Source organism: Sphingomonas sp. CCH21-G11, from assembly GCF_001555965.1.
In the GTDB taxonomy this organism is placed as follows: Bacteria; Pseudomonadota; Alphaproteobacteria; order Sphingomonadales; family Sphingomonadaceae; genus Sphingomonas.
Genome location: NZ_LSHX01000002.1, coordinates 60,615 through 85,996, shown reverse-complemented (window position 1 = coordinate 85,996; position 25,382 = coordinate 60,615). Strand labels below are relative to the sequence as shown.

Genomic DNA, 25,382 nt, shown 5'->3' with positions numbered 1-25,382 from the left:
TTATCCTTCGACGGGCGTTGACGAACGCGGGTGCGTGAAAAGCGGGCGGAAAAGGCCGATTGCGGTCACCAGGCCAAGGGTCGCCAGCCCGGCCCCGGTCCATTCCGGCACGGTCGGCACCGCGCCGGTGACGACGATGCCGACGACCAGCGTCGCGGCCGGGACGATCGCGGGGAACAGCCCGGCCTTCGCCGCGCCGAGGTGACGCACGGCGACCCCGAAGGCGATCACGGCGAGGACGCCGGACAGCAGACCTTGCACGGCGAGTTGCGCGACCAGGGTCCCCGCCGGCAGCGCGGTGATCCGGGCGGTATCGCCCCAGGCCAGCGTCGCGGGCACGACGACGATCGCCGAGACGGTCGATACCGCGGCGGTGACCGCCAACGCGCCGAGCTGCCAGCGTTTGATCAGGACGGTGAAGCCGGCCCAGCTGAGCCCGGCGGCAATGAACAGAAGGTCGCCGATCCACACATGGCCGCCGCCCATGGCGCTGGCGTGGCTGGCGATGACGGCAAGCCCCGCGACGATCAGGCCGACGCCGACCAGCTTGTCGCGCGTCAGCCGCTCCTTCAGCAGCAGCGCGGCCGCGAACATCGATGCGAGCGTGATGGTCGAGGGCTGGATGACGGCGCCATGCGCGAGCGGCGCGAAGACATAGCCGCCGGTGCCGAGCAGGATAAAGGGCGGGCCGGCGAGCAGGGCCAGGATGATCGCGCGCCGCCAGCCGACCCCGCCCAGCGTGCGCGGATCGTTGCGCAGCAGCCAGGGCAGCATGACGAGCGCGGCGGTACCGAACCGGAGCAGGACGAAATCCTGCGGCAACAGCCCGATCGCGGTGCCCGACTTGGCAGCCACGAGATAGGTTGCCCAGATCACCGCGGCGGTGACGCCGGCCGCAATGCCGGCCAGGACGGGCGAGGGCGCAAGGGAAGCCCCGCCATGCCGCACGTTCCGGGAGGAAAGGAAGAGGGCCATGGCGGGGCTCCGAAGGGTCGGCCCGGCGTCGAGGGGGAAAGGCGACGCCGGGCCCGGGGAAGGTCTTCAGGCGGCGAGCGCGACATCCAGCGCCGGCGCGGCGGGGAAGTCGACCGGCACGCGGGTGGTGGCGTGCAGATAGTTGGTGACGGTCTTGTCGCCGATGGTGACGATCACGTCGACCAGGTTTTCCTTGGTCCAGCCGGCGGCGAAGAAGGCATCGACCAGCGCCGGATCGGCATGGCCGCGATTGATCGCGATCGAGCGGGTCAGCTTGGCAAGCGCGTCGAGCTTGGCGTCGAACCCGGCGCCACCGGCGCGGATCTCGAGGATCTGGCTGTCGGTGAAGCCGTTCATCTTGCCGAGCGCGGTGTGCGCGGCGAGGCAATATTCGCAGTCGTTCACCTGGCTGACGACCAGATTGACGACTTCGCGCGCCTTGGCGCTGATCGACGACTTGGCCGACTGCAGCGCGAGATAGGTGCCGAGCGCATTTTCGGAATGGGCGAGCGTCGCATAGAGATTGGGGACGAAGCCCAGCTGACCCTGCAGCGCGTCGAACAACGCCTGGTTCGAGGGGCTGACGCTGTCGCGGGTCGGAACGGTGATGGCGGTCATGGGGCAAATCCTTTGGCGGGGCGGCGAAAGTGCCGTGAGCTCCAGATGCCCCGTCGAGGCCGCGCGCGGCAGCCCGGCCGTAGCAATAGCATCCATGCCTGAGCGGAATGAGCGCGCGCCCGGCCCGGCATCCGGATGGCGGCCCGGACGTCGCCGGTCCGGTGACACATACGTATGCCGATCGGTGTCATGGCCGCGCCGCATGCTAGCCCTCGCCGGGACGGGGGAATGCGATGCGCGATACGAACATGGACGAGCACGCCGGAACCGGCGCGAATGCCGACCGATATTATCGGCCGGAACTCGACGCGCTGCGCTTTTTCGCGTTCCTGCTCACCTTCGTCTGGCATCGGATGGCGCATCTCCCGACGGATCGCGTGGCCGATGCCTGGGCATGGCGGCTGGGCACGATCGGCGCTTTCGGATTGCCGGTCTTCTTTCTGCTCAGCGCCTTCCTGATCACCGAATTGTTGCTGCGCGAGCGCGACCGGATGGGCGTGGTCGATATCGGCGCCTTCTACATCCGCCGTATCCTGCGTATCTGGCCGCTTTATTTCGCTGCCTTTTATTTCCTTGTGATCCTCGATTTCGCAGTGCCTGGTGTCGGCACGCGCGACCCGCTGGCATGGCTGGCGTTCAGCCTCTTCGCGGGCAACTGGTACGTCACGATCCAGGGCTGGATCGCCGCGCCGATCGACCCGCTGTGGAGCATTTCCGTCGAGGAGCAGTTCTACCTGATCATTCCCGTGCTGATCGCGAAGGGGGGACGCCGCGCATTGATGGCGGCGGCCGTGCTGATGCTGATCGGCGCCTATGTCACCATCGGCATCTATGCCTGGCGCCCGTCACCCGGCGACCAGGGTCAATGGACGAACAGCTTTTTCCAGTTCCAGTTCTTCGCGGCCGGGGTCGTGCTGGCGGTGCGGTTGCGCGGGCGGCTGCCGCGGCTGGCGGCGTGGATGCGCCGGGGGGCGTTCATCCTCGGCTTCGCCTGCTGGCTGGTCGCCGTGGCGGTGTTCGACGTGCGCAGCTGGGACCCCCAGCCGAGCTTTGCCGGCGCATTTGCGGGCTGGCTGCTGGTGCTGGTCGGCACGCTCCTCTTTTTCTGCGGCACGCTCGGGATCGACGCGCACGCGGTTCCGAAATGGCTGACCTATCTGGGGCGCATCTCGTTCGGGCTCTACGTGATCCATTCGCTGCTCTTCGTGCTGATCTTCGACAAGGCGCTGCCGTGGCTGGCGCTGAGCACGCGGAGCCTGCCCGTTAATGCCGGCGCGACAGCCGCCGTGCTGCTGCTCAGCATTAGCGCGGCGCATCTGTCGTTCCGCTATTTCGAACGGCCGATCATCCGCCTCAAATCCCGGTTCACCTATGTGCGGGCGCGCGAGGACGCGTGAACCCCAGATGGATCGCGGAGCGGAACCTGGTGCCGGCGCACGGCAGGCCGATCTGGCCGAGACCCCGCGTCAGGGCGCGTCAGGCGCGCTGAGCCGATAGCCGACGCCGGGTTCGTTGGTGATGAGCAGCGGCGTGGAAGGATCGGCCTCGAGCTTCTGGCGCAGGTTGCGGACGACGATGCGGAGATAATCGAGCTGCCGCTCATGCGCCGGGCCCCACACCTCGCGCAACAGGCGGCCATGGGGAATGACGCGATCGGGCTGCGCGGCGAGGCGGGCAAGGACCCCATATTCCTTGGGCGTCAGATGCACCTCGCTGCCCGCGCGGCGGACGCGGCGATGCACCAGGTCGATCGCCACGTCACCGACGGTCACATGTTCGCGCTCGGCACTGGCGGACAGGCGGTGGCGCAGGGCGGCGCGAATGCGCGCCAGCAATTCCTCGGTATCAAAGGGCTTGGTCAGATAGTCGTCGGCACCCAGATCGAGCGCGGCAACCTTCTCGGCGGTGTCGTTGCGGGCCGAGACGACCAGCGCCGCAGCGCCCGCGCGCTTGACCAGCTGGACGAGCTCGAGCCCGTCGCGATCGGGCAAGCCGAGATCGAGCAGCACGGCATCGGGCTTGTCGATTGCCAGCGCGGACAACCCCTCGCGCGCGGATGCGGCCTCGACGACGACGTGGCCCGCGCGCATCAGCGCGGCGCGCACGAGCCGGCGGATCGCCGCATCGTCCTCGATCACCAGGATGCGTGTGGTCTGCCCCATGCCGCCGGGATTAGGGTCGCCGCCGGCCTGCGTCGAGGGCGAGGTTGAGTTCGAGCACGTTGACCACGGGTTCGCCCAGCACGCCGAGCAAAGGGGATTCGACGTGCGCCATGACCAACGCGCGCACTTCCCCGACCGGCAAGCCCCGCGCCGCGGCCACGCGCGGTGCCTGGAACAAGGCCGCCTCGGGACTGATATGGGGGTCGAGCCCCGAGGCGGAAGTGGTCACCAGATCGGCAGGAACGGATGAACCTGGTGATGGCTGAAGCGTGGCGACGTCGGCGCGGACCCGGTCGGCAAGCGTCCTGCTGGCCGGGCCGAGGTTGGACCCGGACGAGGCGGTCGGGTCGTAGCCCTTGCCCGCAGCGGACGGGCGGCCATGGAAATAGCGCGCGCCGGTGAAGGCCTGGCCGATCCGCGCGGAGCCGACGACCCGGCCACCGTCGCGGATCAGGCTGCCGTTTGCCTGCGCGGGGAACAGCGCCTGGCCGATGCCGGTGACCGCCAGCGGATAGGCCAGCCCGAGGAGCAGCACGAAAAGGAGGGTGAGGACGAGCGCGGGACGCAGCGCGGTCTTCATATCGGTGAGCATGACAGGGTTCCTCAGGCGAGGTGAAGGGCGCTGACCGCGAGGTCGATCAGCTTGATGCCGATAAAGGGCGCGACGAGCCCGCCCAGGCCGTAGATCGCGAGGTTGCGGGCGAGCAGCGGGCCCGCCGCCATCGGCCGGTAGGTGACGCCGCGCAGCGCGAGCGGCACGAGCAGCGGGATGATGAGCGCGTTGAAGATGACCGCCGACAGGATCGCCGAGCGCGGGCTGGCCAGCCCCATGACATTGAGCACACCGAGCGCGGGATAGAGCGCGACGAACATCGCCGGGATGATCGCGAAATATTTCGCAACGTCGTTCGCGACCGAGAAGGTGGTCAGCGCCCCGCGCGTCATCAGCAGCTGCTTGCCGAGCCCGACGATCTCGATCAGCTTGGTCGGATCGCTGTCGAGGTCGACCATGTTGCCCGCCTCGCGCGCGGCCTGGGTGCCGGTGTTCATCGCCACGCCGACATCGGCCTGCGCCAGTGCCGGGGCATCGTTGGTGCCGTCGCCGCACATGGCGACCAGCCGCCCGTCCTGCTGCTCGCGGCGGATCAGCGCGAGCTTGTCCTCGGGCGTCGCCTCGGCGAGGAAATCGTCGACCCCCGCCTCCGCGGCAATGGCTGCGGCGGTCAGCGGATTGTCGCCGGTGATCATCACCGTTCGGATGCCCATCTGGCGCAATTCGGCGAAGCGGTCGCGCACACCGGCCTTGACGACGTCCTTGAGCGCGACAGCGCCCAGCAGGCGGCCATTCTCGACCACGGCGAGCGGTGTCTGTCCCGCGCGCGCGACTTCTTGCGTAATCCGCTTGAGCTCGCCGGCCCCCGCCGCGTCGGCGGGCAGCGCCTTCAGGATCGAATCGACCGCGCCCTTGAGGACGGTGCGATCGCCGATCCGCACGCCCGAACTGCGCGTCTGAGCGGTGAAGGCGATCACCTCCGCATCGGCGGACAGCGTGGCGGACAGGCCGTGCCGGTCGCGCGCGAGAACGACGATCGACCGACCCTCCGGCGTTTCGTCGGCAAGGCTGGCGCGCAAGGCCGCGTCGGCGAGCTCGGCCTCGGTCACCCCGCCCAGCGGTCGGAACGCGCTCGCCTGGCGGTCGCCGATGGTGATCGTGCCGGTCTTGTCGAGCAGCAGCACGTCGATATCGCCCGCCGCCTCGACCGCGCGGCCCGACTTGGCGAGCACGTTGAACCGCACCAGCCGGTCCATCCCCGCAACCCCGATCGCCGACAACAGGGCGGCGATCGTCGTCGGGATGAGCGTGATGAGCAGCGCACACAAGAGCGCGACCGGCACGGCGCCGCCGGCATAGGCGGCGAAGGCCGGGATCGTTCCGACCGCGATCAGGAAGATGATCGTCAGGCCGACGAGCAGGATGGTCAGCGCGATCTCGTTGGGCGTCTTCTGCCGCTCGGCGCCCTCGACCAGGGCGATCATGCGATCGAGAAAGCCCCGCCCGGGATCCTGGGTGACGCGCACCTTGATCCGGTCGGAAATGACGCGGGTGCCGGCGGTGACGGCGGAACGGTCGCCGCCCGCTTCGCGGATGACGGGCGCGCTTTCACCCGTGATCGCGGCCTCGTTGACGCTTGCCACCCCCTCGATCACCTCGCCGTCGGCGGGGATCAGGTCACCGGCCTCGACCAGCACGACATCGCCGCGCTCGAGCCGCTGGGCGCCGACGAGGCTCCATGTCTCGCCGACCCCGGTGAGCCGCTTGGCCTGGAGGTCCGCCTTGGTCGCGCGCAGCGATGCCGCCTGCGCCCGCCCGCGCCCTTCGGCCAGCGCCTCGGCAAAGGTGCCGAACAATACGGTCAGCCAGAGCCAGACGATCAGCTGGACCTGAAACCCGACGGGGACAGGCTCGCCGCCGATGGCGAGCAGGACGGTGAGCAGCAGCGCGACGGTGGCCGTCACGAACATCACCGGATTGCGGACGAGCTGGCGCGGATCCAGCTTGCGAACGGCGTCGCGGCCCGCCGGCAGCAGCAGCTGCGCCGAGAAGATCGAGGTCGGGGCGGTGGTCATGATATCCCCCTCAGAAAAGCTGGCCGCGGATCATCGCGAGGTGATCGGCGACGGGACCGAGCGCGAGGCCCGGCAGGAAGGTCAGCCCGCCAAGGATCAGGATGACGCCGACGAGCAGCCCGACCCACAGGCCGCCCGTCGTCGGAAACGATCCCGGCCCGGCCGGCATGTGCTTTTTCGCCGCGAGGCTGCCGGCGATGGCGAGCGCGGGCACGATGACGAAGAACCGCCCCAGCCACATCGCGATGCCGAGCAGGGCGTTGTAGAAGGGCGTCCCTGCGCTGAGACCGGCAAAGGCGGAGCCGTTGTTGCCCGCGGCCGAGCTGAACGCATAGAGGATTTCGGCAAAGCCGTGCGGACCCCGGTTGAGCGGCCCGGCGAGCCCGGCCCCGGTCACGCTGGCGACCGCCGTCAGGCCAAGGATGCACAGCGGCAGCACCGCGATCGCCAGCACGGCCAGCTTCACCTCGCGCGCCTCGATCTTCTTGCCGACATATTCGGGCGTGCGGCCGACCATCAGCCCCGCGACGAACACCGACAGGATCGCGAACAGGAGGAAGCCATAGATTCCGGCACCGACGCCCCCGACCACGATCTCGCCCAGCTGGATGTTGAACAGCGGGACCAGCCCGCCCAGCGGCGTGAAGCTGTCGTGCATCGCGTTGACCGCGCCGCAAGAGGCCGCGGTGGTGACGACCGCGAACAGCGCCGAGGCGGCGATGCCGAACCGCGTCTCCTTGCCCTCCATGTTGCCGCCCGGCACGCCGAGCTGGTGCAACACGGGATTGCCGTTGCTTTCCGCCCAATAGGCGGCGGTCACGCCGGCAAGGAACAGCACCGCCATCGCGCCGAGGATCGCCCAGCCCTGACGCGTATCACCGACCGCCTTGCCGAAGGTCCAGGTCAGGCCGACGCCGATCGCGAAGATCGACAGCATCTGGACGAGGTTGGTCAGCGCGGTCGGATTCTCGAACGGGTGCGCCGAATTGGCATTGAAGAAGCCGCCGCCATTGGTGCCGAGCATCTTGATCGCTTCCTGGCTGGCGACCGGGCCGACGATTAGCGTCTGGCGCGCGCCCTCCAGCGTCGTCGCGTCGATCGCGGTGGCAAAGGTCTGCGGCACGCCGCTGGCGATCAGGAACACCGCGTAGACGACCGAAACGGGCAGCAGCAGGTAGAGCGTGACGCGCGTGATGTCGGCCCAGACATTGCCGACGCTTTTGGCCTCGCGGCGCGCAAAGCCGCGGAACAGCGCGAAGGCGACCGCGATGCCGGTCGCGGCGCTCAGGAAATTGTGGAGGGTGAGGCCGAGCATCTGGCTGAGGTTCGACAGCGCCGCCTCGCCCGAATACCATTGCCAGTTGGTGTTGGTGGTGAAGCTGATCGCGGTGTTGATCGCGCCGTCCGACCCGAGCCCGGGCAGGCCGCGCGGGTTCATCGGCAGCACGCCCTGCAGCCGCAGCACCGCATAGGTGAACAGCAGCAGGACGAGGTTGAACAAGACGAGGTGCAGCGCATAGCGCCGCCAGTCCTGCTCGGCATCCGGGTCGATGCCCGCCAGCCGGTAGAAGCCCTGTTCGACCGGCCCGAGCACGCGGTGGAGCGGAGTCCGCCGCCCTTCGTAGAGCGCGAACAGCCACTGCCCGACCGGTTTGGCCGACAGCGCGAGGACGACGACGAAAAGCGCGATCAGCGCCCAGCCCTGGAGGGTCATGTGCGGCCTTTCAGAAACGCTCGGGCCGGATCAGCACGGCGATGAGATAGATGAGCAGCGCAAGCGCGGTGAACCCGGCGATGATCAGCGGCAGCGGATCGGTCTGGGGCATCGGTCAGGCCTCGTCGCACAGCCGGACGAAGGCGAAGGTGAGCAGGCTGAGCCCGCCCAGCAGAGCGAGCCAGAAGATGTCGGCCATGGGGCGTCCTCGCGTCAGCCGCCCGTGGGTGGCGGCATCCGCGGAGCTAGCCCCGCCTGGCATTAAATTTCGCGGGCGAAAGCGCGCCGACCGCATTAAGATTCCATAGCGTCGGCGGGTTGGCGTGGACGCCGCCCCCGGGCCACCGCTAGACCGGCGAACGATGGCCGATCCCGAACGCCCCGATCCCGATGCGCTGTTGCGGCTGGCGCGGCGCGAGCAACGCGGACGGCTGAAGATCTTTCTCGGTGCGGCGCCCGGTGTCGGCAAGACCTATGAGATGCTGCTGGAGGGTGCGGCGCGCCTGCGCAGCGGCGTGGATGTCGTCGTCGCGGTCGTCGAGACGCACGGGCGGGCGGAAACCGAGGCGCTGGTCGCGCCGTTCGAGGTGATCGCCCGCCGCACGATCGCCTATCAGGGCCACGCGCTCGCGGAGATGGACCTCGACGCGGTGCTCGCCCGGCGGCCGGCGCTCGCGCTGGTCGATGAATATGCGCACACCAATGTAGAGGGCAGCCGCCACCCGAAACGGTGGCAGGATGTCGAGGAACTGCTCGACGCCGGCATCGACGTCTTCGCCACGCTCAACATCCAGCATGTCGAGAGCCTCAACGACGTCGTCGCCAGTTTTACGCGCGTGCGCGTGCGCGAAACCGTGCCCGATCGCGTGTTCGACGATGCAGAGATCGAGATCGTCGACCTGCCGCCCGACGAGCTGATCGAGCGGCTGAAGGACGGCAAGGTCTATGTCCCCGCCGAGGCGAGCCGCGCGCTCGGCCACTTCTTTTCAAAGGCGAACCTGTCGGCACTTCGCGAGCTGGCGCTGCGCCGTGCCGCGCAGAATGTCGATCGCGCCATGCTCGACCATCTCGACGCGCAGGCGCTGCCGGGCAAGTTCGCCGCGGGCGAGCGCGTCCTGGTCGCGGTCAACGAGCTGCCCGGCGGCGACGCCATCGTGCGCGCCGGCAAGCGGCTCGCCGACGCGCTGCGTGCCCCGTGGCAGGCGGTCCATATCGAAACGCCGCGGAGCAGCCATTTCGCCGACGCCGACAAGCGCCGCGTGGCAGAGGCACTCGCGCTCGCCGCGAGCCTGGGCGCGACCGCCGTCACCGTTCCGGCCGAAACGGTGGCGGAGGGGCTGCGCGCCCAGATCGACGGGATGCGCGCGACACAGCTGGTCATCGGCAAGTCGACGCGCAGCTGGTGGTTCACGCTGCGCCACGGATCGGTCGTCGAACGGATGCTGCGCGAACATGCCGGTCTGGCGGCGCACGTCATCCCGGTCGCGACCGACCCGGTTGCCCGGCCGTCCCGCGTGCGAACGGCGAACATCGGCCGCGGCCGCGACTATCTGATCGCCGCGTTCACCGTTGCGGCGACGGTGCTGTTCGGCCGGCTCGCCGTGCCGCTGATCGGCGTGGAGGGGGTCGACCTGCTCTTTCTGCCCACGATCGTGATGGTCGCCGCACGGACATCGCTCGGCCCGGGCATCTTCGCGGCCTTCGCGGCGGGGCTGGCCTATAATTTCTTCTTCCTGCCGCCGCTCTACACCTTCACCATCGCCAATCCGCAAAGCGTGCTGACCCAGTTCGTGCTGATCGGCGTCGCGTTGTTCACCGCCAACCTGTCCTGGCGGCTGCGGCGGCGCGCGACGCTCGGCACGCGCAGCGCGCAGGAGAACGCGGCGATCGCCGCGTTCGGCCAGTCGCTCGCCCGCGCGTCGGATTGGCAGACGACCAGCGCGGTGATCGCCGACGAGATCGCGCAGCTGCTCGGCCTCGCCGTCGTCGTGCTGGCGCGGGTCGAAGGCGAGATCGTCCGCCGCGCGGCATCGCCAGACGGCGTCGGCGCGCTGACGCCGCTCGACCGCGCCGCGGCCGCCTGGGCGTTCGACCGCGGCGAGCCCGCCGGGATCGGCACCTCGACCCTCGTGGCGTCCGACTGGCAGTTCCACCCGCTCAAGACCAGCCTGGGCGTCCTCGCGGTGGTCGGCATCGCCAGCCCGGAGGGCGGCGCGCCGCTGACCGCGGATCGCGCGGTCCTGCTCGCGACGCTGCTGGGGCAAGCCGCGCTGGCGCACGAGCGGCTGAAGCTCGAGGACCAGGTGCGCGAAGTGACCGTGCTCAAGGAGCGCGACCGGCTTCGCGCGGCGCTGCTGTCGTCGATCGGCCATGATCTGCGCACGCCGCTCACCTCGGTCACCGCCGCCGTCGATGCGATCGGGGCGGCGCATCCCGGCGCGCCCGAAGTCGCGACCGCGCGCACCGAAGTCGCCCGGCTGCGGCGGGTGCTCGACAACCTGCTCGACATGGTGCGGATCGATACCGGCGCGCTCGAGGTGCATCCCGAACCGCTCGACCTGACCGATGCGGTCGCCGCCGCGGTGCACGACCTGAAGAGCGTGCTCGACGGCCACCCCATCGACCTGCAGGTGCCGCCCGACCTGCCCCTGGTCCGCGCCGATCCGGGGCTGCTTCACCATGTGCTGATCAACCTGCTGGCCAACGCCGCCGTCCACGGCGCCGAGCAAGGGCGGATCAGCGTCATCGGCCGACGCACGCCCGATGCCATCATGCTGATCGTGCGGGACGAGGGGACGGGCCTGCCGCAAAGCCCGCCCGACGCCATTTTCCAGACCTTCGTGCGCGGGACGGGGTCGGACCGAAAGGGCGGCAGCGGCCTGGGCCTTGCGATCGCGAAGGGGTTCGCGGACGCAATGCAGGTCGGGATCGAGGCGCGCAACGCGCAGGGCGGCGGGGCCGAATTCGGATTGCGGTTCGACGTCGCAGCACCGGGCGAGCCCGCCGAGGTGCCAGGGGAGCGGTCGAGCGGGGCGTGATGGTGCCGCCGGGCATTAGCGGCGGCCGCCCGGCACCCAAGGGCGGATGCCGCCGCCCCTCTGCGCGCGGCGTGTCGACTACCGCTTCGGCCTGCACGATCCGCCCCGATTCGAGGCACGTCATCGGCAAGGCCAGTCTCGCGCGCCGGCGCCGGCGTCGACGTCGGCGGGAACGGCGCGCCGGGCGCCGGGGCGTGGAATGAGCCCTGCGCCGCCGGCGACGCGCCCCTGGGCAAATCGGCCGAGGGTCATCGGCCTTCGGCGCCCCCGGTCAGCCGCAACGTCCAGTTGCTGCGATTGCAGGTGAACCAAGCAGCAGGGACGTGGCGGGAAAGATGATTTGATGCCGTTAATTGCTTCCCGGTGCCATTTCAGACCGGTATCGCGCACGCACCTCACGTCTCAGCACCTTGCCCACCGGCGACAGCGGCAATTGATCGACGATTTTCAGGCTCTTGGGTGCCTTGTACGGCCCGATATCGTTGCTTACCGCTCGAAGAAGTGCGGCATGATCGATCGTACTGCCCGGTCGCGCCACGATTTCGGCATGGATGGCTTCACCCCATTCTGCATCAGGCAGACCGACAACTGCGGCCATCACCACGTCCGCCTGCTTCAGAAGTGCGGCTTCCACTTCGACTGCATAGACGTTGAAGCCGCCGGTGATGATCATGTCCTTCTTGCGGTCGACCAGATAGACAAAGCCTTCATGGTCCATCCGGCACAGATCGCCCGATTTCCACCAGCCGTCGATGATCTCCGCCGCGCTGGCATCCGGATTGGCATAATAGCCCGAAATCACGCCCGGATGGCGAATCCACAACTCGCCGACTTCGCCTGTCGCAACGTCGCGGCCATCGTCGCCGACCAGCCGGATTTCCACACCGGGACAGACCAGGCCCGCGGAGGACAATCGCTCGCGATCGCGCTCGGTGTCCGCGCGATGCCACTCGCGCGGCAGCCACAGCCCCGGGCCGATCGCTTCGGTCGCGGCATAGAATTGGACGAGGATCTGTCCGAATGCGCGGTGCAGATCGGCCAGCTTCGCCGCCGCCATCGGTGCCGCGCCGTAAATCAGCGTCCGCAGCGACCCGAGGTCGCGGGGCTGCGCCGCCTGCATCTCGGCCAGGCGATACAGCAACGTCGGCACCAGAAAGCTGAGCGTCGCGCGATATTTCTCGACATTGGCGAGCCACAGCGTCAGGTCGGCGCTGTTTTGAGTGATGTTGCAGCCGCCGGCCATGAAGGTGGGCAACAGCACCATCATCGTGCCGTGACTGAGCGGCGTGACATGGATCGCGCGGGTGGCGCTGTCGAAGGGTGGCGAGGACAATGCCGCCATCCCCTCCCACGTAAAGGCGAGGTTCGCCCAGTCATACATCGCGCATTTCGGCACGCCGGTGGTGCCACCCGTGAAGCGGCAGAAGACCGCCTCGCCTCGCGCCGCAATGGTGCGGCGGGTCGGCGTCGCCGGCATCGCTTGCACTTCGGGCCAGAAACCGATGACGCCGTTCGCCGCATCGCCCGGATGATCGAAGACGATCACCGCGACATCGCGGGCGCGCAGCGCGTCGCTGTACCGGGGCAGCATCGCCGCCTCGATGAACACCGCGCGCGGCGCGACATAATCGACGATGCGAAGATGCTCGTCGGGCGTATCCCGGAAATTGCAGAATACCGGCGTCGATGCCGCCTTCAGGAACGTCCAGACATGCATCAGGCTGAGATTGTCGTTGTCGAGGATCAGCAGGTAACGATCGTCGCGGCCCAGCCCCAGCCTTTGATCGAGGAAATTGGCGATGCGATTGGAGAGCAGGTCAAGCTCGGCAAAGCTGTAGCGACGGTCGCGCTCGCTGTGGATCAGGGCGTCCGCGTCGCCGCGCGGTTCAAACACGCCGGCCATCAATGCCGCGACATCGATCTGCGCGTCAGAAAGCTCGGACACCGGTCAATCCCCTGCCAATGATGAGTTGCTGCAATTCGGTGGTGCCTTCCGGCATCGTCGCCATGCGTGCGTTGCGAAACAGCCGCTCGATCCCGGTATCGACGGCGATCCCGTTGCTGCCGTGAATCTGGACCGCGTCGCTGGTCACGCGCACGCCGGCTTCGGTGGCGTAAAGCTTGGCCATCGCCGCTTCCACTTCGCCACGCCCGCCCGCGTCGATGATGGCGAGCGCGCGCCAGCACAGCAGCCGCGCCGCGTCGACCTCCACGGCCATGTTGGCGATCTTCGCCTGGATCAGCTGATGCGCAGCGATCGGCTTGCCGTGCTGGACCCGAGTCTGTCCGTAGCTGATCGCGCGATCGAGTGCCGCGCGCGCCACCCCGACCGATGCCAGGCCCACCAGTGGACGTGCGGCCGCGAAAAGCGTGGCAAAGGTGCGCAGTCCTTGGCTGCCGTGAGTCAGGCGGCGCGCCTCCGGAACCCAGGCCTGGTCAAATGTGAGCTGTGCCGTCGACGTTGCGCGCCAGCCCAGCGTCGCAATCTCCCGCGCGGAAAACCCGTCGGCGCGCTCGACCAGGAACAGGTCGAGATCGTTCGCCGCGGGCCCGACCCGGGCGAGACATAGGTTCAGATCGGCATGGCCGCCGTTGGTGATCCAGATTTTCGTCCCTGTCAGGCGATAGCCGCCGGCGCAGGGCTCGGCCCGACACGCGATCTCGGCGATGTTCGATCCCGCACCGGGTTCGCTGATGCCGATCGACGCGATCCGGCGCGCGGTGATCAGGTCAGGCAGATAGGCGCGCCGTAAGGGCTCGGGCGCGATCGCATCGATCAGGTTCGCCGCCATCGACTGGATGAACGCGGCCCCGGCAAAATCCATCGACACCGCCGCCAGTTCCTCGAACAGTAAGCCGAAACTCAGCCAGTCGAGACCGTCGCCGCCATGATCGGGCCGCACCTTGCCGCCGCACATGCCAAAGGCCGAACAGGCACCGAGCCAGTGCGCTAGTGCATCGCGCGTAACCAGCCGGTCGCCGGCATCCGTCACGAACGCCGCGAATTCGCTGCTCAGGAACCGCCGGAAACTGTCGACGGCAAGCCGCTGCTCCGCATTTGGCGCAAAGCCGATCCCGTCACCGGTCACATGGGACGGCGGCGCGGCCGGGGCGTCGATCATCGCGGCGTCAGGCGGGCCGCGGCATCGACGCGAAGCGTGGTGCCGTTGATATAGGGGTTGTCGATCACGTGACAGGCCAGCCGCGCAAATTCCTCGGCATGGCCCATGCGCTTGGGGAAGACGATCATGCGGTCGATCATCGCCTGGCGCACCGGATCGGGCAGCCCCGCGACCATCGGCGTGTCGAACAGGCCGGGCGCGATCGCGACACAGCGGATGCCGATGTCATGCAGGTCGCGGGCGATCGGCAGCACCATGCCGACCACCCCGGCCTTGCTCGCGGCATAGGCGGCCTGGCCGATCTGCCCTTCGAACGCCGCGCCCGACGCGCAACAGACGATGACGCCGCGCTCGCCATTCGCATCCGGCGCATGGGTCGCCATCTGTTCGGCGGCAAGCCGCAGGACGTTGAACGTGCCGGTCAGATTGACGTCGATCACGCGCTGCCAGCGATCGATCGGATGTGCCGCCCCCTTGCTCAGCGTCTTTGCCGAATCGCCCACGCCCGCACAGGTGATCACCGCCGAACAGGGGCCGAGCCGGTCGAGACTGAGCGCGAGCGCGGCCGCGACCTCGGCTTCGTCCGCGACATTGCAGGCGATACCGATCGCATCGCCGCCCAATCCCGCCGCGGCGGCCTCTGCGGCGCGACCGTCGCGATCAAGCAGCGCCACCTTCGCCCCCGCCCGGGCGAGCGCCGTCGCCGTCGCCAGGCCCAGGCCCGATGCGCCGCCGCTGACCACTGCCACGCGTCCGGCGATATCCATGTCAAAGCCCCTTGGTTGGTGCGGAAAGGATGGTGACGGCACACACCGCTTCTTCGGCACCCAGGACGCCGCCGCCATTTTCGGCGATGCCGAACCGCGCCTGAGCAACCTGGCGTGCGCCCGCCTCACCGCGTAGCTGCGTTGCCAGCTCATAAATCTGGCCCAATCCGGTGGCCCCGATCGGATGCCCCTTTGCCTCGAGCCCGCCAGAGGGATTGACCGGGATGCGGCCGTCAATCCGTGTCGCGCCGCGCGCCGAATATGGCCCGCCCTCGCCGCGCGGGCAAAAGCCGAGATGCTCGATCTGCATGATTTCGCCGACCGCGGTCGCATCATGCACCTCCGCAAGCGACATGTCGCCCGGCCCCATGCCGGCGGCGGCGTAGGCGTCATGCGCGGTCAGCGCGGAGATATGCCGGTCGAGGTCGCGCGGATCGCGATCCACGCCGCTGCGCAGCGCCGTCCCCTCGATCGCCAGCGCCCGGCCGCAAAGCCCCCGCCGCCGTGCGACGGCGGGGGAACAGACGATCGCCGCGGCCGCCCCGTCGCTGACCGGCGCGCACATCGCCACCGTCAACGGATAGGTGACACCGCGCGCGTTCAGCACCTCCTCGACGGTCATGCCTCGCCGGTACTGCGCGTGCGGGTTCAGTACGCTGTTCTGGTGGTTCTTCGCGGCGACGGCGGCGATCTGTTCGATCGTGGTGCCATATTCGCGCATGTGCATCCGGCCCAGCCCGGCATAGACATCCATGAACGGGCTGTATTGCGCCATGCCGGTGAAGTCGTCCGGCACCGTCACGCCATCGCCCAGCGCGGCCATATCGGCGATCGTTTGGTCGATGCGCGTCACGTCCATGCCGCCTTCGAACACGCCGGCCATTTTGCCGCGGTCCTCGAACACCATCTTCTCGACCCCGACCGCCAGCGCGATGTCGCATGCGCCGGCTCGCACCGCCTTGGCCGCTTCGATCAGCGCGGTCGCCCCGGTCGCACAGGCGTTTTCGACATTGACGACGCCGATGCCCTCGAAGCCCAAATGGCGCAGCACCACCTGGCCCCGAATGCTGCCCTGGCCCTCGGTCGCGCCCTGGGTCGCGTTGCCGAAATAGACCATCTGGATGTCACCGATCGACAGCGCCGCATCCGCCAGCGCCAGCCGGATCGCCTCGCCCGCCAGATCGCGCACCGGGCGGGTGAGGTGCCGGCCGAACTCGGTCATGCCGACTCCGATGATCATCGGCTTTGACGCAGCGTTCATCGCGCAACTTCCCGTTTTGCCGCGGCGTTGAACCGAGGTGCGCGCTTCTCGGCAAAGGCTTGCAGGCCTTCGGCAAAATCGTCCGAATCCAGATGCGCGGCGAACGCCTCATATTCGGCGTCCAGCATCGCCTCATCGCCCGCACAGCTTGCGTGGCGCGCCAACCGCTTGATCGCGGCGAGCGCCGTCGCGCTTTTTGATGCGACGTCGTGCTCGATGCGTGCGAGCAGCTCGGGAAAATCGGCGGCCGGGGCGATCTGCTGGATCAGGCCGAGTTCCATCATGCGCGCCGCCGGCACCAGCGCGCCCGTGCACAACAGGTGCATCGCGGCATGATAACCGATCCGCGTCGGCAGCAACGCGGCGCCGCCGGCACCCGGGAACATACCGAAATTGGCATGCCCATCGCCGATCATCGCGCCATCGACGGCAACGATGATGTCGCACGCAAGCGCCAGTTCCAATCCCCCCGCGATCGTCAGCCCGTTCAAGGCCGCGACCACCGGCTTGGGGAAGTTGCGGATGGCGTTGTAGACCCGGCCCGCGCGGTCAACGAACGCGGCGATGCCCTCCGGGCCCGCCTGCATCGCGTGGTGAAGGTCGGCACCCGCACAAAATGCGGCTCCGGCGCCGGTGATCGTGACCACCCGGACGGCGGGGTCCGCCGCTGCCGCGCGAAACGCCTGGTCGAGCAGGTCGAGCATCGCTTCATCCACGGCGTTGCGCCGCCCCGGCCGGTTGAGGGTGAGGCGCACGCCGCCGTCAAACTCGGTCACCAACACCGGGGGAGCAACGTCTGCCATGGTCACGCCTCCCTCCTCTACGTCAGCACATTATATCTACCTAAGCATATAATTATGGTTCGCTACAAGCTTATTGTCGGCGCGTGTCGGGTTCAGCCTCTGCGGACGGATCAGCGCGCGGTGCGTGTCGGGATCAAGGGGACAGCGGCAACTGGATGGCGATGGCAATTGTCGATCCGACCCCGACATAGAAGGCAGCCGACCGCAAAACGCGAACGCCCGCCAGATAGAGGGCCGCATGGGCAATCCGCGCCGCGAGGAATATCGCCGAGGCCTCGACCGTGGCCGGATTGGAAATGCCGGCAAGCTGGGCGGCGACCACCACGGCCGCGAACGGAACCAGCGCCTCGATCAGATTATGGTGCGTTCGCACCGTGCGACCGACCAGCCCGGGCAGCGGCCCGTCGCCCTCACGATTATCACGCAACGCCGCACCGCCGAACCTGAAGAAATAGGCGACGATCGTCAGCAGCGACAGGCCGAGCGTCAGCAGCCCGGCCAGCGCCAGCATTTTGAGCTCAGTCGCCACGCTTGACGCTCGGCCGGAGCGACATGGCGACCGAGATGAACAGGCCCACGCCGATGCCCCACAGCAGCCAGCCGCCACCCAGCGCGACGATTGCGGGGTCCGGGCCGTAGATCGCCGACTGGAACCAGGCGATGGCGATGCCGTCGCAAAGGGTGGCAGTCGCGGAAACGATCGCGACCGGCACGACCGTCGCGGCCTTCGGATAGCCGACCGACCAGCGCGCGAGCAGCACCGCCGGCAGGATGAACGGAACCGCGAGGCCGTAGAGGAGCGGCAGCCACACCCCCTCGAACACACCCATCGGACCGAGATGCTTGATGAACAGTGCGGCGAGATACCATTCCACCACACCCTGGAACAGCAACACACAAGTCGCCACAGGCGTCAGCGCGAGGCCGCGCGCGTCCCAAACGCCGCCCCGGCCGGTCGTTTCCTTATCCTGCGTCTGCATCTGAACTCGCCCCCCAATAATGTAGCACACGCTACATAAAGCATCTGGCGGCGGTCATCAATGCGTTCGGGCGATATCTCACCGCGCGGATCAGGCGGCGTCGAACAACAGGATCGGCTTGATCGCCGAGCCGTCGCACGATGCCGTGGCGGCAGCATTGATTTCGTGGAACGGAAAATGCGTGACCAGCCGCTCGACCGGGAAGCGTCCTGCCGCGTGCAGCGCGATCAGGCGCGGGATCAGCAGGTCGGGTTCGGCGATGCCGGTGGGAAAGCCGCGTATCGCCACCCCCATCAGGGCGAGCTGCAGATGGTCGAAGCGAACTTCCTGTCCCATCGGCCCGATGCCTAGCAAGCCGCAGGTGCCGCCCGCGCACAGGCAGTCCGCGGCTGCCCGGGCGACATCGGCAACGCCCGTTGCTTCGATGCTGAAATCGACCCCCGTCGGCACGATGGCGCGAACCGCCTGCGCCAGCGGCACATCGCCCGCCTGGACGACATGGGTCGCACCCAGCTCGCGCGCGAGCGCCAGTCGCTGCGCGTTGCGATCGATGGCGATGATCGTGGTGCAACCCACCGCGACCGCGGCCAGCAGCGCCGCAAGTCCCACTGCGCCGGCACCGAAAATGGCGATCGAGCTGCCGATTTCGGGCTTGAGCCCGTTGAGCACCGCGCCCGCGCCGGTCAGCGTGCCGCAGGCAAATGCCGGAGCCAGCCGCAGGTCGAACCCGGGATCGATCGGCGTCGCATTGCGCTCATGCGCCAGGGCGTGCGTGGCAAAGCTCGATTGCCCGAAGAAGCGCCCGTTCAGCCGTTCGCCCGCCGCGCACAGCCCCGTTGACCCGTCCGGTCGGCATCCGCCCAGATTGAGCCCGGTGATATGCACGCAGAAGTTCGATCGCCCGGCCGCGCATTCGCCGCACTGGCCGCAGCTCAACCGGCTGAGCACGACATGATCCCCGACGTTGAGCTTTGTCACCGCCGTGCCGACGGCCTCGACCACGCCGGCGCCCTCATGGCCCAGCACGATCGGCAGCGGGATTGGCAGGATCTGATCGCGCGCGCCGATGTCGGAATGGCAGATACCCGATGCGACCATGCGCACCAGGACTTCATTCGCCCGCGGCGCTTCCAGCTCGACCTGCTCGATCTGGAAGGGGGCCGATTTCGCGCGGGTGACCGCCGCCGTGATTTCCATGTGAAGAACCTTTCCCGCTCAGGGCGCGCCGACCTGCGGACAGATCACCACCTGCGTTTCAAGATATTCGTCGAGCCCTTCCGGCCCGAGTTCGCGGCCGACCCCCGATTGACCGAACCCGCCGAACGGCACGTTCGCGTGCAGCCCCAGCGACGCGTTGACATAGACCGATCCGACGCGAAGCCGGCGCGCGAGCGCGGTGCCGCGCGCGGGATCGGCGGTCCAGACCGAACTCGACAATCCAAATTCGGCATCCTGCGCAATCGCGATTGCTTCGGCTTCGCTGTCATAGGGGATCACGCAAATGGCCGGGCCGAAAATCTCCTCACGCGCGATCCGCATGGCGTTGGTCGCCCGGGCATAGACGGTCGGCTCAACGAAGTAACCGATGTCGCGATCGCGAACCCTGCCGCCGCCGGTCGCGACGACCGCGCCTTCGCGTGACGCGATGTCGCTGTACGCGAGCACCCGGTCGCGATGCGCGGCGTTGATCATCGGCCCCAATGCCGTCGCCGGATCGTCGGGATCGCCGATCGGCAACGCCCGCGCGCCGGCGACCAGCAGCTCGACGATTTCATCATGGCGACGGCGGGGCACCAGGACACGGCGCTGCGCGATGCACGCCTCGCCATTGTTGAGCGCCAGCCCGGTTACGGTCAGGCCCGCCGCCAGCAACTCAGCGGGCGCGTCATCGAGCACGATCGCCGCGGCATTGCCGCCGAGTTCCAGTGCGTAACGCCGCATCGCCGGCGCACAGGCGGTAGCAATCGACTGCCCAACCCGGGTGCTGCCGGTAAACGCGACCATGTCGATATCCGGGTGCGCGCACAGATGCGCACTGCCGGGGGTGTCGGCGACCACCAGGTTGAACACGCCGGCCGGCAGGCCCGCGGCTGCAAAGGCTTCGGCAACCAGAAATGCGTGCAGCGGGGTTTCCGGCGATGGCTTGAACACGACCGAACATCCCGCCGCCAGCGCGGGCCCGATCTTGCTGAAGGCGGCGAGCAAGGGCACGTTCCACGGCGCGATCGCCGCGACGACCCCGACCGGCAGCCGCTGCACCGTCGCGGTTCCGCCCGGAATCGCGCGGTCTTCGACAAAGGCGGTCGTGCGGATCAGATCGGCGTAATAGCGAATGAACCCGATCGCGTGATCGACATGCAGGATGGGGACGATCTGTCGTGGCAGCCCGGTTTCGGCGATCAGCAGATCGGCGATGGCGTCGCGCCGGTCCACCAATTCGTCGCAGACGCGATCAAGCGCGGCTGCACGCTCGACGGCCGGCAGCATCCGCCACGCGCCACTGTCGAAGCTCCGCCGGGCGGCGGCAACGGCACGATCCACGTCGCGCGCGTCGCCGATCGCAACCGATCCGACCGGCCTTTCGGTCGCCGGATTGATGACGTCGATACAGTTCGTCTCGACCGCATCCGCCCACGCGCCGTCAACATAGAACTGCGTGCAATCGCGCGTCATTCTCTGCCCCTCCGACCCATCGGTCCCACCTCACATTTTCGCCACGACGCGAAGGCCGTAGAAACGCGGCGGCGACGGGTAATTGGCGAAACTGGAGCCTTGTTCGGGAACCGGCAGCGCGGTGATGTTGAAATAGGTGTCGAACAGATTCTCGACATACCCCTCGACGGTGTATTTGCCGTCGTTGAAGCTGACCCCGGCGCGCAGATTGACGATCACGAAGTCGCCGTTGCGCGTGAAGGGCCGCGCGGCCAGATCGTTGAGCGGGAACGTCTCGCTTTGATAGCGCGCATCGATATGGGCGAGGCCGTCGATGCCGTCGGCGATCGGCGGCGTCCAGGTCACCGACCCTGTGATGGTATGTTCGGGGGTATTGGCCCCCTGCTGCCCGTCGTCGGGACCCGCCCGGGGATCGGTGACCTCGGAGTCGATATAGGTGTAGCCTGCCTCGATGTTCAGGTCCGGCGTCACCCGGACCGAGCTTTCAAGCTCGATGCCCTGCGAGATGAACTGCGCATAGTTCAGCACGACGAAGTTGCTGCCCAGAAAGCGGTTCGACTGATAACCGGCAAAATCCTGGTAGAACAATGTCGCGTTCAGCCGGACGCGCTGCCCGATCGTCGTCTTGACCCCGACTTCATAGGCGTTGACGGTTTCATTGCCGAACTCGAGATCGGTGGCCTGCGGTCCGTTGCCGCCCAGAAAGACCGAGTCGTAACTGCCGCGATCGAGATTATAGCCGCCGGATTTGTAGCCCCGGTCATAGCCGCCATAGAGCAGCACGTCGTCGGTCAGCTTGAACGACAGCTTCGCGGTTCCCGTGAACTCGTTTTCCGTCCGGCTGTCCGACCGCACGCCGTTGAATTCCGAGTTGATGACCGGATTGCACCCAAGCAGATAGGCGGGCGCAAACAGGCCGAGCGGATTGGTCGCCGACTGGGCGACCGAAATCAGCGCGGCACGGTATGCCGCCCCGCGCGGGTCGGTGCGCTGAAGGAAATCGCAGGTCGGCGTCACCGCGTTCTGGTTCGCGTTCAGCGTCTTGCGCTCGTAATTGTAGCGCAGGCCCAGGGTCAGCGACAGCCGGTCGGTCAACTCGATGATATTGTGGGTGAACACCGCAAAGGCATCGGTATTGACGCGATAGGCTTCGCTTTGGTGGCCCGAACCCGATGGATTTCCCGGCACCGGGCTGTTGAACAGGTTGAACAGCACCGGATCGGCCAATGCCTGCGCGCGCAGCGCGGGGTTGGACGCCAGCGCGACTTGCCCGAACAGCGGCACCGTCGGGCCCAATGTGCCGTGCAGCTGCAGGCCATTGGGCAAGGTCGCGGGATTGCGGGTCAGGCCGTTGATGATCGTGTCGACATATTGGTTGGCCTGCGCGCCGAGCTGGATGCGGTCGTTCACGAACAGCCGCTCGTTCAGGTAAAACGCACCGACCAGCCAGTCGAGCTTGTCGTCGAACGCAGACCCGCGCAGGCGGACCTCCTGGGTGAAATCCGAAAGGCCCGTCTGGTAACCGTCACGATAGGCGCGGTCGATGCCGCTGAAATCGATGTCCTGACCGCGCCGCGCTTCCCAGTCGCGATAAGCGGTGATCGAACTGATCGCGACGCCTCCAAGATCCCAGGTCAACTCACCCGAGACGCCCCATTCATCGACCTGTTCCAACAGGCTGCGCCCGGGCGAGACCGCCATCAGCCGGCTGCCGCGCTCATAGGCCGGCAGACCGATGCGGCCCGGCACCCCGTTGAGCGCCGGCGTGCTGGCTATGGGGTTGAGCGATGACGTGGCGATACGCCCGATGATCGCATTTGTGTTGTCCAACGGCAGGCTCAGGCCGCTGAGCGTGTTGATCGCGCCACAGCATCGCTCGTCGGTGGCGGCATAGTCGGCGATCAGCCTGAAGGTGACGTCGCTGGTGTCATACAGGGCCTGCGCACGCAGGAAATAGCGGTCGATATTGTTGATGTCGTTGCCGCTGTTGACGTCGGTGATGAAGCCGTCGCGGCGGTGATAACCGCCGTCGAACCGCAACGCCACCTGCTGCGACACCGGGCCGGTGACCCCCGCCTTGATTTCCACCTCGTCGAAATTGCCGTAGCTGGCATCGACATAGCCGCCCAGATCGAAGGCCGGACCGGCCGTGACGATATTGAGTGCGCCGGCCGAGGTATTGCGCCCGAACAGGGTGCCTTGCGGCCCGCGCAGCACCTCGACACGATCGAGCGGCGGCAGTTCGGAAAGCGCCGACCCGGCGCGCGCGCGAAACACGCCGTCGACGAACACGCCGACCGCAGGCTCGAACCCCGGATTATCCCCGGCGGTGCCGATGCCGCGAATGGTCAGGACGACGCCGGTGGCCGAGGACTGGCCGGTGGTCGTCTTGAGCGACGGCGCGAGCTGCTGGATGCCGCGGATGTCGACGACGCCGGCATTGACGATCTGATCGCCGCTGACCACGTTCACCGCGACCGGAATTTCCTGCACCGCTTGCTGTCGGCCGGTGGCAGTGACGACGATCTCCTCGATGTCACCCTCGTCTTCGGCAGCAGGCGGCGTGTCCTGGGCGAGCGCGCCGGTCGACCACCCCAGTGCCGCCAGCCCGAGCGTCGAAAGCAACCAGGCGCGCGACCGACGGCGACGCGAGTCGCCCAAATGGAAATGACGGCGGCTTGCTGCGGTCATGATCGTGATCCCCTCTCGCATATCGTTTTCTGTTTGCTGCTGTTTTTGAGGAATGGCGGATCGGCACCTCCGGCAATTGCATGCGGATCGGCCCCTGCCGTCGTCGCGCTTTCCCTCCCTGGCGCGGCACATCTCGGTGCGTCCGCGCAGATAAAGCTTAACCCAGCTCTATTATTTAAGCTATCAATATTTTGTCGCGCGGATGCCCGTCAGTCGGCACGCGTGAACACACCACGCGCGTGGCGCGCCGCGCGCTTTATCCGGGTTGGAACGTGATTGGGCGGCAGCGGGGCCGGCGTCAGCCGGCCTGCGCGGTACCGAACAGGGCGGATGCCAGCCAGCGAAGCTGCTGGAACATCGTGGCCAGTGCGGCTTCCTTGTCGTGATGCGAGATGCCGATATAGGCGTAAAAGCCCGCTTTTCCGATGGCGTAGAACGCTCTGCCCAGCTCGTGCGGCGTCGCGGTCAGGGCGGGCCCGACGGCCACGATGTCACCGCGTTCCCGCGCGATCATCTCGCCGATCCGCACGGTCAGGTGATCCTCCACCACCAGCCACCGCTTCACGAACGTCTCAGGCGCCAGCAGCACTTCGGCAACGACATGCCGCCACAGCACGGGCTCAATATGGCTGATGGCTGAAAAGGCCTGTTCGAACGTGCCGACGATCTGATCCTCGAGCGTGCCGCGAAGCGACATTTTCGTGACCGTGTCCGCCAGATCGCGGGCTTCGGCTTCAAACAGCGAAAAAAGCAGCTCGGACTTGGTTGGAAAATAATTGTAGACGGTGCCGACCGACACATCGGCGGCAAGCGCGATGTCGTCGAACAGCACCGACGCGTAGCCGTGGCGCACAAACAGGCTTTTCGCACATCGCATGATTTCCTGGCGGCGTTGCGCCTTCTTGCGCTCCCTCATCCCGCCGCTTTGCATACGCACGCTGATTTTCCCCGTCCGACTACCCGGTGCTGCCGTTTCGCCGCGCCTGACCGCGCAGACTGTGCCATTTGCGCCGCCGCGTGCAACGCGTGCAACCCCTTTTCAATCCTGGGTCGACGCCCGGTCCGGCGGCGGTCGGTTCGATGGTGTCCAACCATCCTCTGGCCACCCAGGACATTTTCGCGCGATGGACGCGGGACGTGAATGTCGTATCGGTTTGCGCCGGTGGCCTGCGGCCGACCTTCGCGGGACAAGGGAGCGTGATTGCGGGGCCATGATGAAACCGGGCTTCAACTGGCTATCCGAGCTGTCGCCGATGGCTGCAAGCGCGGTCACGGACGCGGCCCAGACCCGCACGCTTGCGCCTGCGACAATGCTGTATCAGCAGGGCGACCACACCCGCGAATTCTTCCAGATCGTCTCGGGCGAAGTCCGCCAGTTCCTGCTGAACGAGGATGGGCGCGAGGTGCTGCTCTACATCAACCGCGCCGGCGACGTCGTGGCGGACAGCTCGGCGCTCGACGGTGAGCCCTATCCCGTGTTCATCGAAACCCGCGGCGAAACCGTGTTGCGGGTCTGGTCGGTCGACACGCTCGCCCGGCTGCGTGCCGCATTTCCCGAAATCGACGCGGCGCTGGCACGACAAATGTCGAAACGGATGCGCGCCTTCCTGATGCTGATCGAGGAGCTTTGCACGTTGCCGATGCCGGCGCGGGTCGCCGGTCGCATCCTGGCGCTGGCTGAAGCAAGCGGGCAGACGCGGCTGCAGGTTTCCCAGGCCGACCTCGCAATGATGTCCGGCGTGACGCGGGCGAGCGTCAATGAAATCGTCGCCGCGCTTCGCGCACGCGGCCTGATTGCCACGCAATATGGCCGCGTCACCATCCTCGACCGGCCGGGGCTGGTCGCATTCCGGGCAAGTCATCGGCGCGCCACGTCACGCTGACGTGCCGGGCTGCCCCGCGGGCTCCGGAAATTTTCCAACTTTGTCGTCTGGCCGACAGTCGTATCCC

The 25,382-nt window shown here is 67.6% G+C and carries 22 protein-coding genes; 3 read left to right on the top strand and 19 right to left on the bottom strand.

The genetic code is table 11. From position 1 onward, the window contains the following. The gene (locus AX676_RS00660) at positions 1-975 is read right to left on the bottom strand and encodes a DMT family transporter (RefSeq protein WP_066667386.1); all 975 of its coding nucleotides are present in this window, start codon (positions 973-975) and stop codon (positions 1-3) included. A gap of 66 nt (positions 976-1,041) precedes the next feature. Further along, complete coding sequence (locus AX676_RS00655; protein ID WP_066483123.1) at positions 1,042-1,593, bottom strand: carboxymuconolactone decarboxylase family protein; 552 nt, start codon at positions 1,591-1,593, stop codon at positions 1,042-1,044. Positions 1,594-1,826: 233 nt separating this feature from the next. Here AX676_RS00655 and AX676_RS00650 point away from each other — a divergent pair, with 233 nt between their 5' ends. Then, positions 1,827-2,990 (top strand): acyltransferase family protein, encoded by a 1,164-nt coding sequence (locus AX676_RS00650; protein ID WP_066483125.1) that lies wholly within the window; start codon positions 1,827-1,829, stop codon positions 2,988-2,990. A 69-nt stretch (positions 2,991-3,059) separates the two neighbouring features. On the opposite strand, the gene AX676_RS00645 is transcribed toward AX676_RS00650, so the two are convergent. The 6 genes from AX676_RS00645 to AX676_RS17580 are packed head-to-tail and all read right to left on the bottom strand — an operon-like array spanning position 3,060 to position 8,359. Next, complete coding sequence (locus AX676_RS00645) at positions 3,060-3,755, bottom strand: response regulator (RefSeq protein ID WP_066483126.1); 696 nt, start codon at positions 3,753-3,755, stop codon at positions 3,060-3,062. Between the two features lie 10 nt (positions 3,756-3,765). Next, positions 3,766-4,347, bottom strand: a complete 582-nt coding sequence (gene kdpC / locus AX676_RS00640) for a potassium-transporting ATPase subunit KdpC (RefSeq protein WP_066483128.1) — start codon at positions 4,345-4,347, stop codon at positions 3,766-3,768. 11 nt (positions 4,348-4,358) lie between these two features. After that, entirely contained in the window at positions 4,359-6,383 is a 2,025-nt protein-coding gene (gene kdpB / locus AX676_RS00635; RefSeq protein WP_066483130.1) for a potassium-transporting ATPase subunit KdpB, read from the bottom strand. Positions 6,384-6,393: 10 nt separating this feature from the next. Beyond that, complete coding sequence (gene kdpA / locus AX676_RS00630; RefSeq protein WP_066483133.1) at positions 6,394-8,097, bottom strand: potassium-transporting ATPase subunit KdpA; 1,704 nt, start codon at positions 8,095-8,097, stop codon at positions 6,394-6,396. Between the two features lie 10 nt (positions 8,098-8,107). Beyond that, positions 8,108-8,209, bottom strand: a complete 102-nt coding sequence (kdpF, locus tag AX676_RS00625) for a K(+)-transporting ATPase subunit F (protein WP_066483135.1) — start codon at positions 8,207-8,209, stop codon at positions 8,108-8,110. Positions 8,210-8,212: 3 nt separating this feature from the next. Next, entirely contained in the window at positions 8,213-8,359 is a 147-nt protein-coding gene (locus AX676_RS17580) for a hypothetical protein (RefSeq protein WP_156437853.1), read from the bottom strand. A 100-nt stretch (positions 8,360-8,459) separates the two neighbouring features. Here AX676_RS17580 and AX676_RS00620 point away from each other — a divergent pair, with 100 nt between their 5' ends. Further along, positions 8,460-11,135: a sensor histidine kinase gene (locus tag AX676_RS00620; protein ID WP_066483138.1), complete on the top strand. Its 2,676-nt coding sequence runs from the start codon at positions 8,460-8,462 to the stop codon at positions 11,133-11,135. 349 nt (positions 11,136-11,484) lie between these two features. Here AX676_RS00620 and AX676_RS00615 read toward each other — a convergent pair whose 3' ends face one another. The 11 genes from AX676_RS00615 to AX676_RS00565 form a co-directional block, all read right to left on the bottom strand. Then, a complete protein-coding gene (locus AX676_RS00615) occupies positions 11,485-13,080 on the bottom strand; it encodes a class I adenylate-forming enzyme family protein (RefSeq protein ID WP_066483141.1) in 1,596 nt (531 codons plus the stop codon). After that, positions 13,064-14,257 carry an acyl-CoA dehydrogenase family protein gene (locus AX676_RS00610; protein WP_066483144.1) on the bottom strand — a complete coding sequence of 398 codons (1,194 nt, stop codon included), beginning with the start codon at positions 14,255-14,257 and terminating at the stop codon, positions 13,064-13,066. The genes AX676_RS00615 and AX676_RS00610 overlap by 17 nt, the downstream gene beginning before the upstream one ends. Continuing rightward, entirely contained in the window at positions 14,254-15,024 is a 771-nt protein-coding gene (locus AX676_RS00605; protein ID WP_066483145.1) for an SDR family NAD(P)-dependent oxidoreductase, read from the bottom strand. Before AX676_RS00605 ends, AX676_RS00610 begins: the two co-directional genes overlap by 4 nt. A 1-nt stretch (position 15,025) precedes the next feature. Then, complete coding sequence (locus AX676_RS00600) at positions 15,026-16,285, bottom strand: thiolase family protein (protein ID WP_082731261.1); 1,260 nt, start codon at positions 16,283-16,285, stop codon at positions 15,026-15,028. Next, positions 16,282-17,088: an enoyl-CoA hydratase/isomerase family protein gene (locus AX676_RS00595; protein ID WP_082731260.1), complete on the bottom strand. Its 807-nt coding sequence runs from the start codon at positions 17,086-17,088 to the stop codon at positions 16,282-16,284. The genes AX676_RS00600 and AX676_RS00595 overlap by 4 nt, the downstream gene beginning before the upstream one ends. A 133-nt stretch (positions 17,089-17,221) precedes the next feature. Then, positions 17,222-17,617 carry an MAPEG family protein gene (locus AX676_RS00590; RefSeq protein WP_066483147.1) on the bottom strand — a complete coding sequence of 132 codons (396 nt, stop codon included), beginning with the start codon at positions 17,615-17,617 and terminating at the stop codon, positions 17,222-17,224. Further along, on the bottom strand, positions 17,607-18,068 hold the full coding sequence (locus tag AX676_RS00585; RefSeq protein WP_066483148.1) for a hypothetical protein: 462 nt from the start codon (positions 18,066-18,068) through the stop codon (positions 17,607-17,609). Before AX676_RS00585 ends, AX676_RS00590 begins: the two co-directional genes overlap by 11 nt. Positions 18,069-18,158: 90 nt before the next feature. Continuing rightward, complete coding sequence (locus AX676_RS00580) at positions 18,159-19,265, bottom strand: NAD(P)-dependent alcohol dehydrogenase (RefSeq protein ID WP_066483150.1); 1,107 nt, start codon at positions 19,263-19,265, stop codon at positions 18,159-18,161. 18 nt (positions 19,266-19,283) lie between these two features. Next, positions 19,284-20,741 carry an aldehyde dehydrogenase gene (locus AX676_RS00575; protein ID WP_066483152.1) on the bottom strand — a complete coding sequence of 486 codons (1,458 nt, stop codon included), beginning with the start codon at positions 20,739-20,741 and terminating at the stop codon, positions 19,284-19,286. Between the two features lie 30 nt (positions 20,742-20,771). Further along, positions 20,772-23,432: a TonB-dependent receptor gene (locus AX676_RS00570; RefSeq protein ID WP_197417073.1), complete on the bottom strand. Its 2,661-nt coding sequence runs from the start codon at positions 23,430-23,432 to the stop codon at positions 20,772-20,774. A gap of 298 nt (positions 23,433-23,730) precedes the next feature. Then, positions 23,731-24,363 (bottom strand): TetR/AcrR family transcriptional regulator, encoded by a 633-nt coding sequence (locus AX676_RS00565; protein WP_066483158.1) that lies wholly within the window; start codon positions 24,361-24,363, stop codon positions 23,731-23,733. 280 nt (positions 24,364-24,643) lie between these two features. Between AX676_RS00565 and AX676_RS16960 the strand changes: the two genes are divergently transcribed. Further along, positions 24,644-25,315: a Crp/Fnr family transcriptional regulator gene (locus AX676_RS16960; protein WP_066483159.1), complete on the top strand. Its 672-nt coding sequence runs from the start codon at positions 24,644-24,646 to the stop codon at positions 25,313-25,315. The last annotated feature ends 67 nt before the right edge of the window (positions 25,316-25,382 follow it).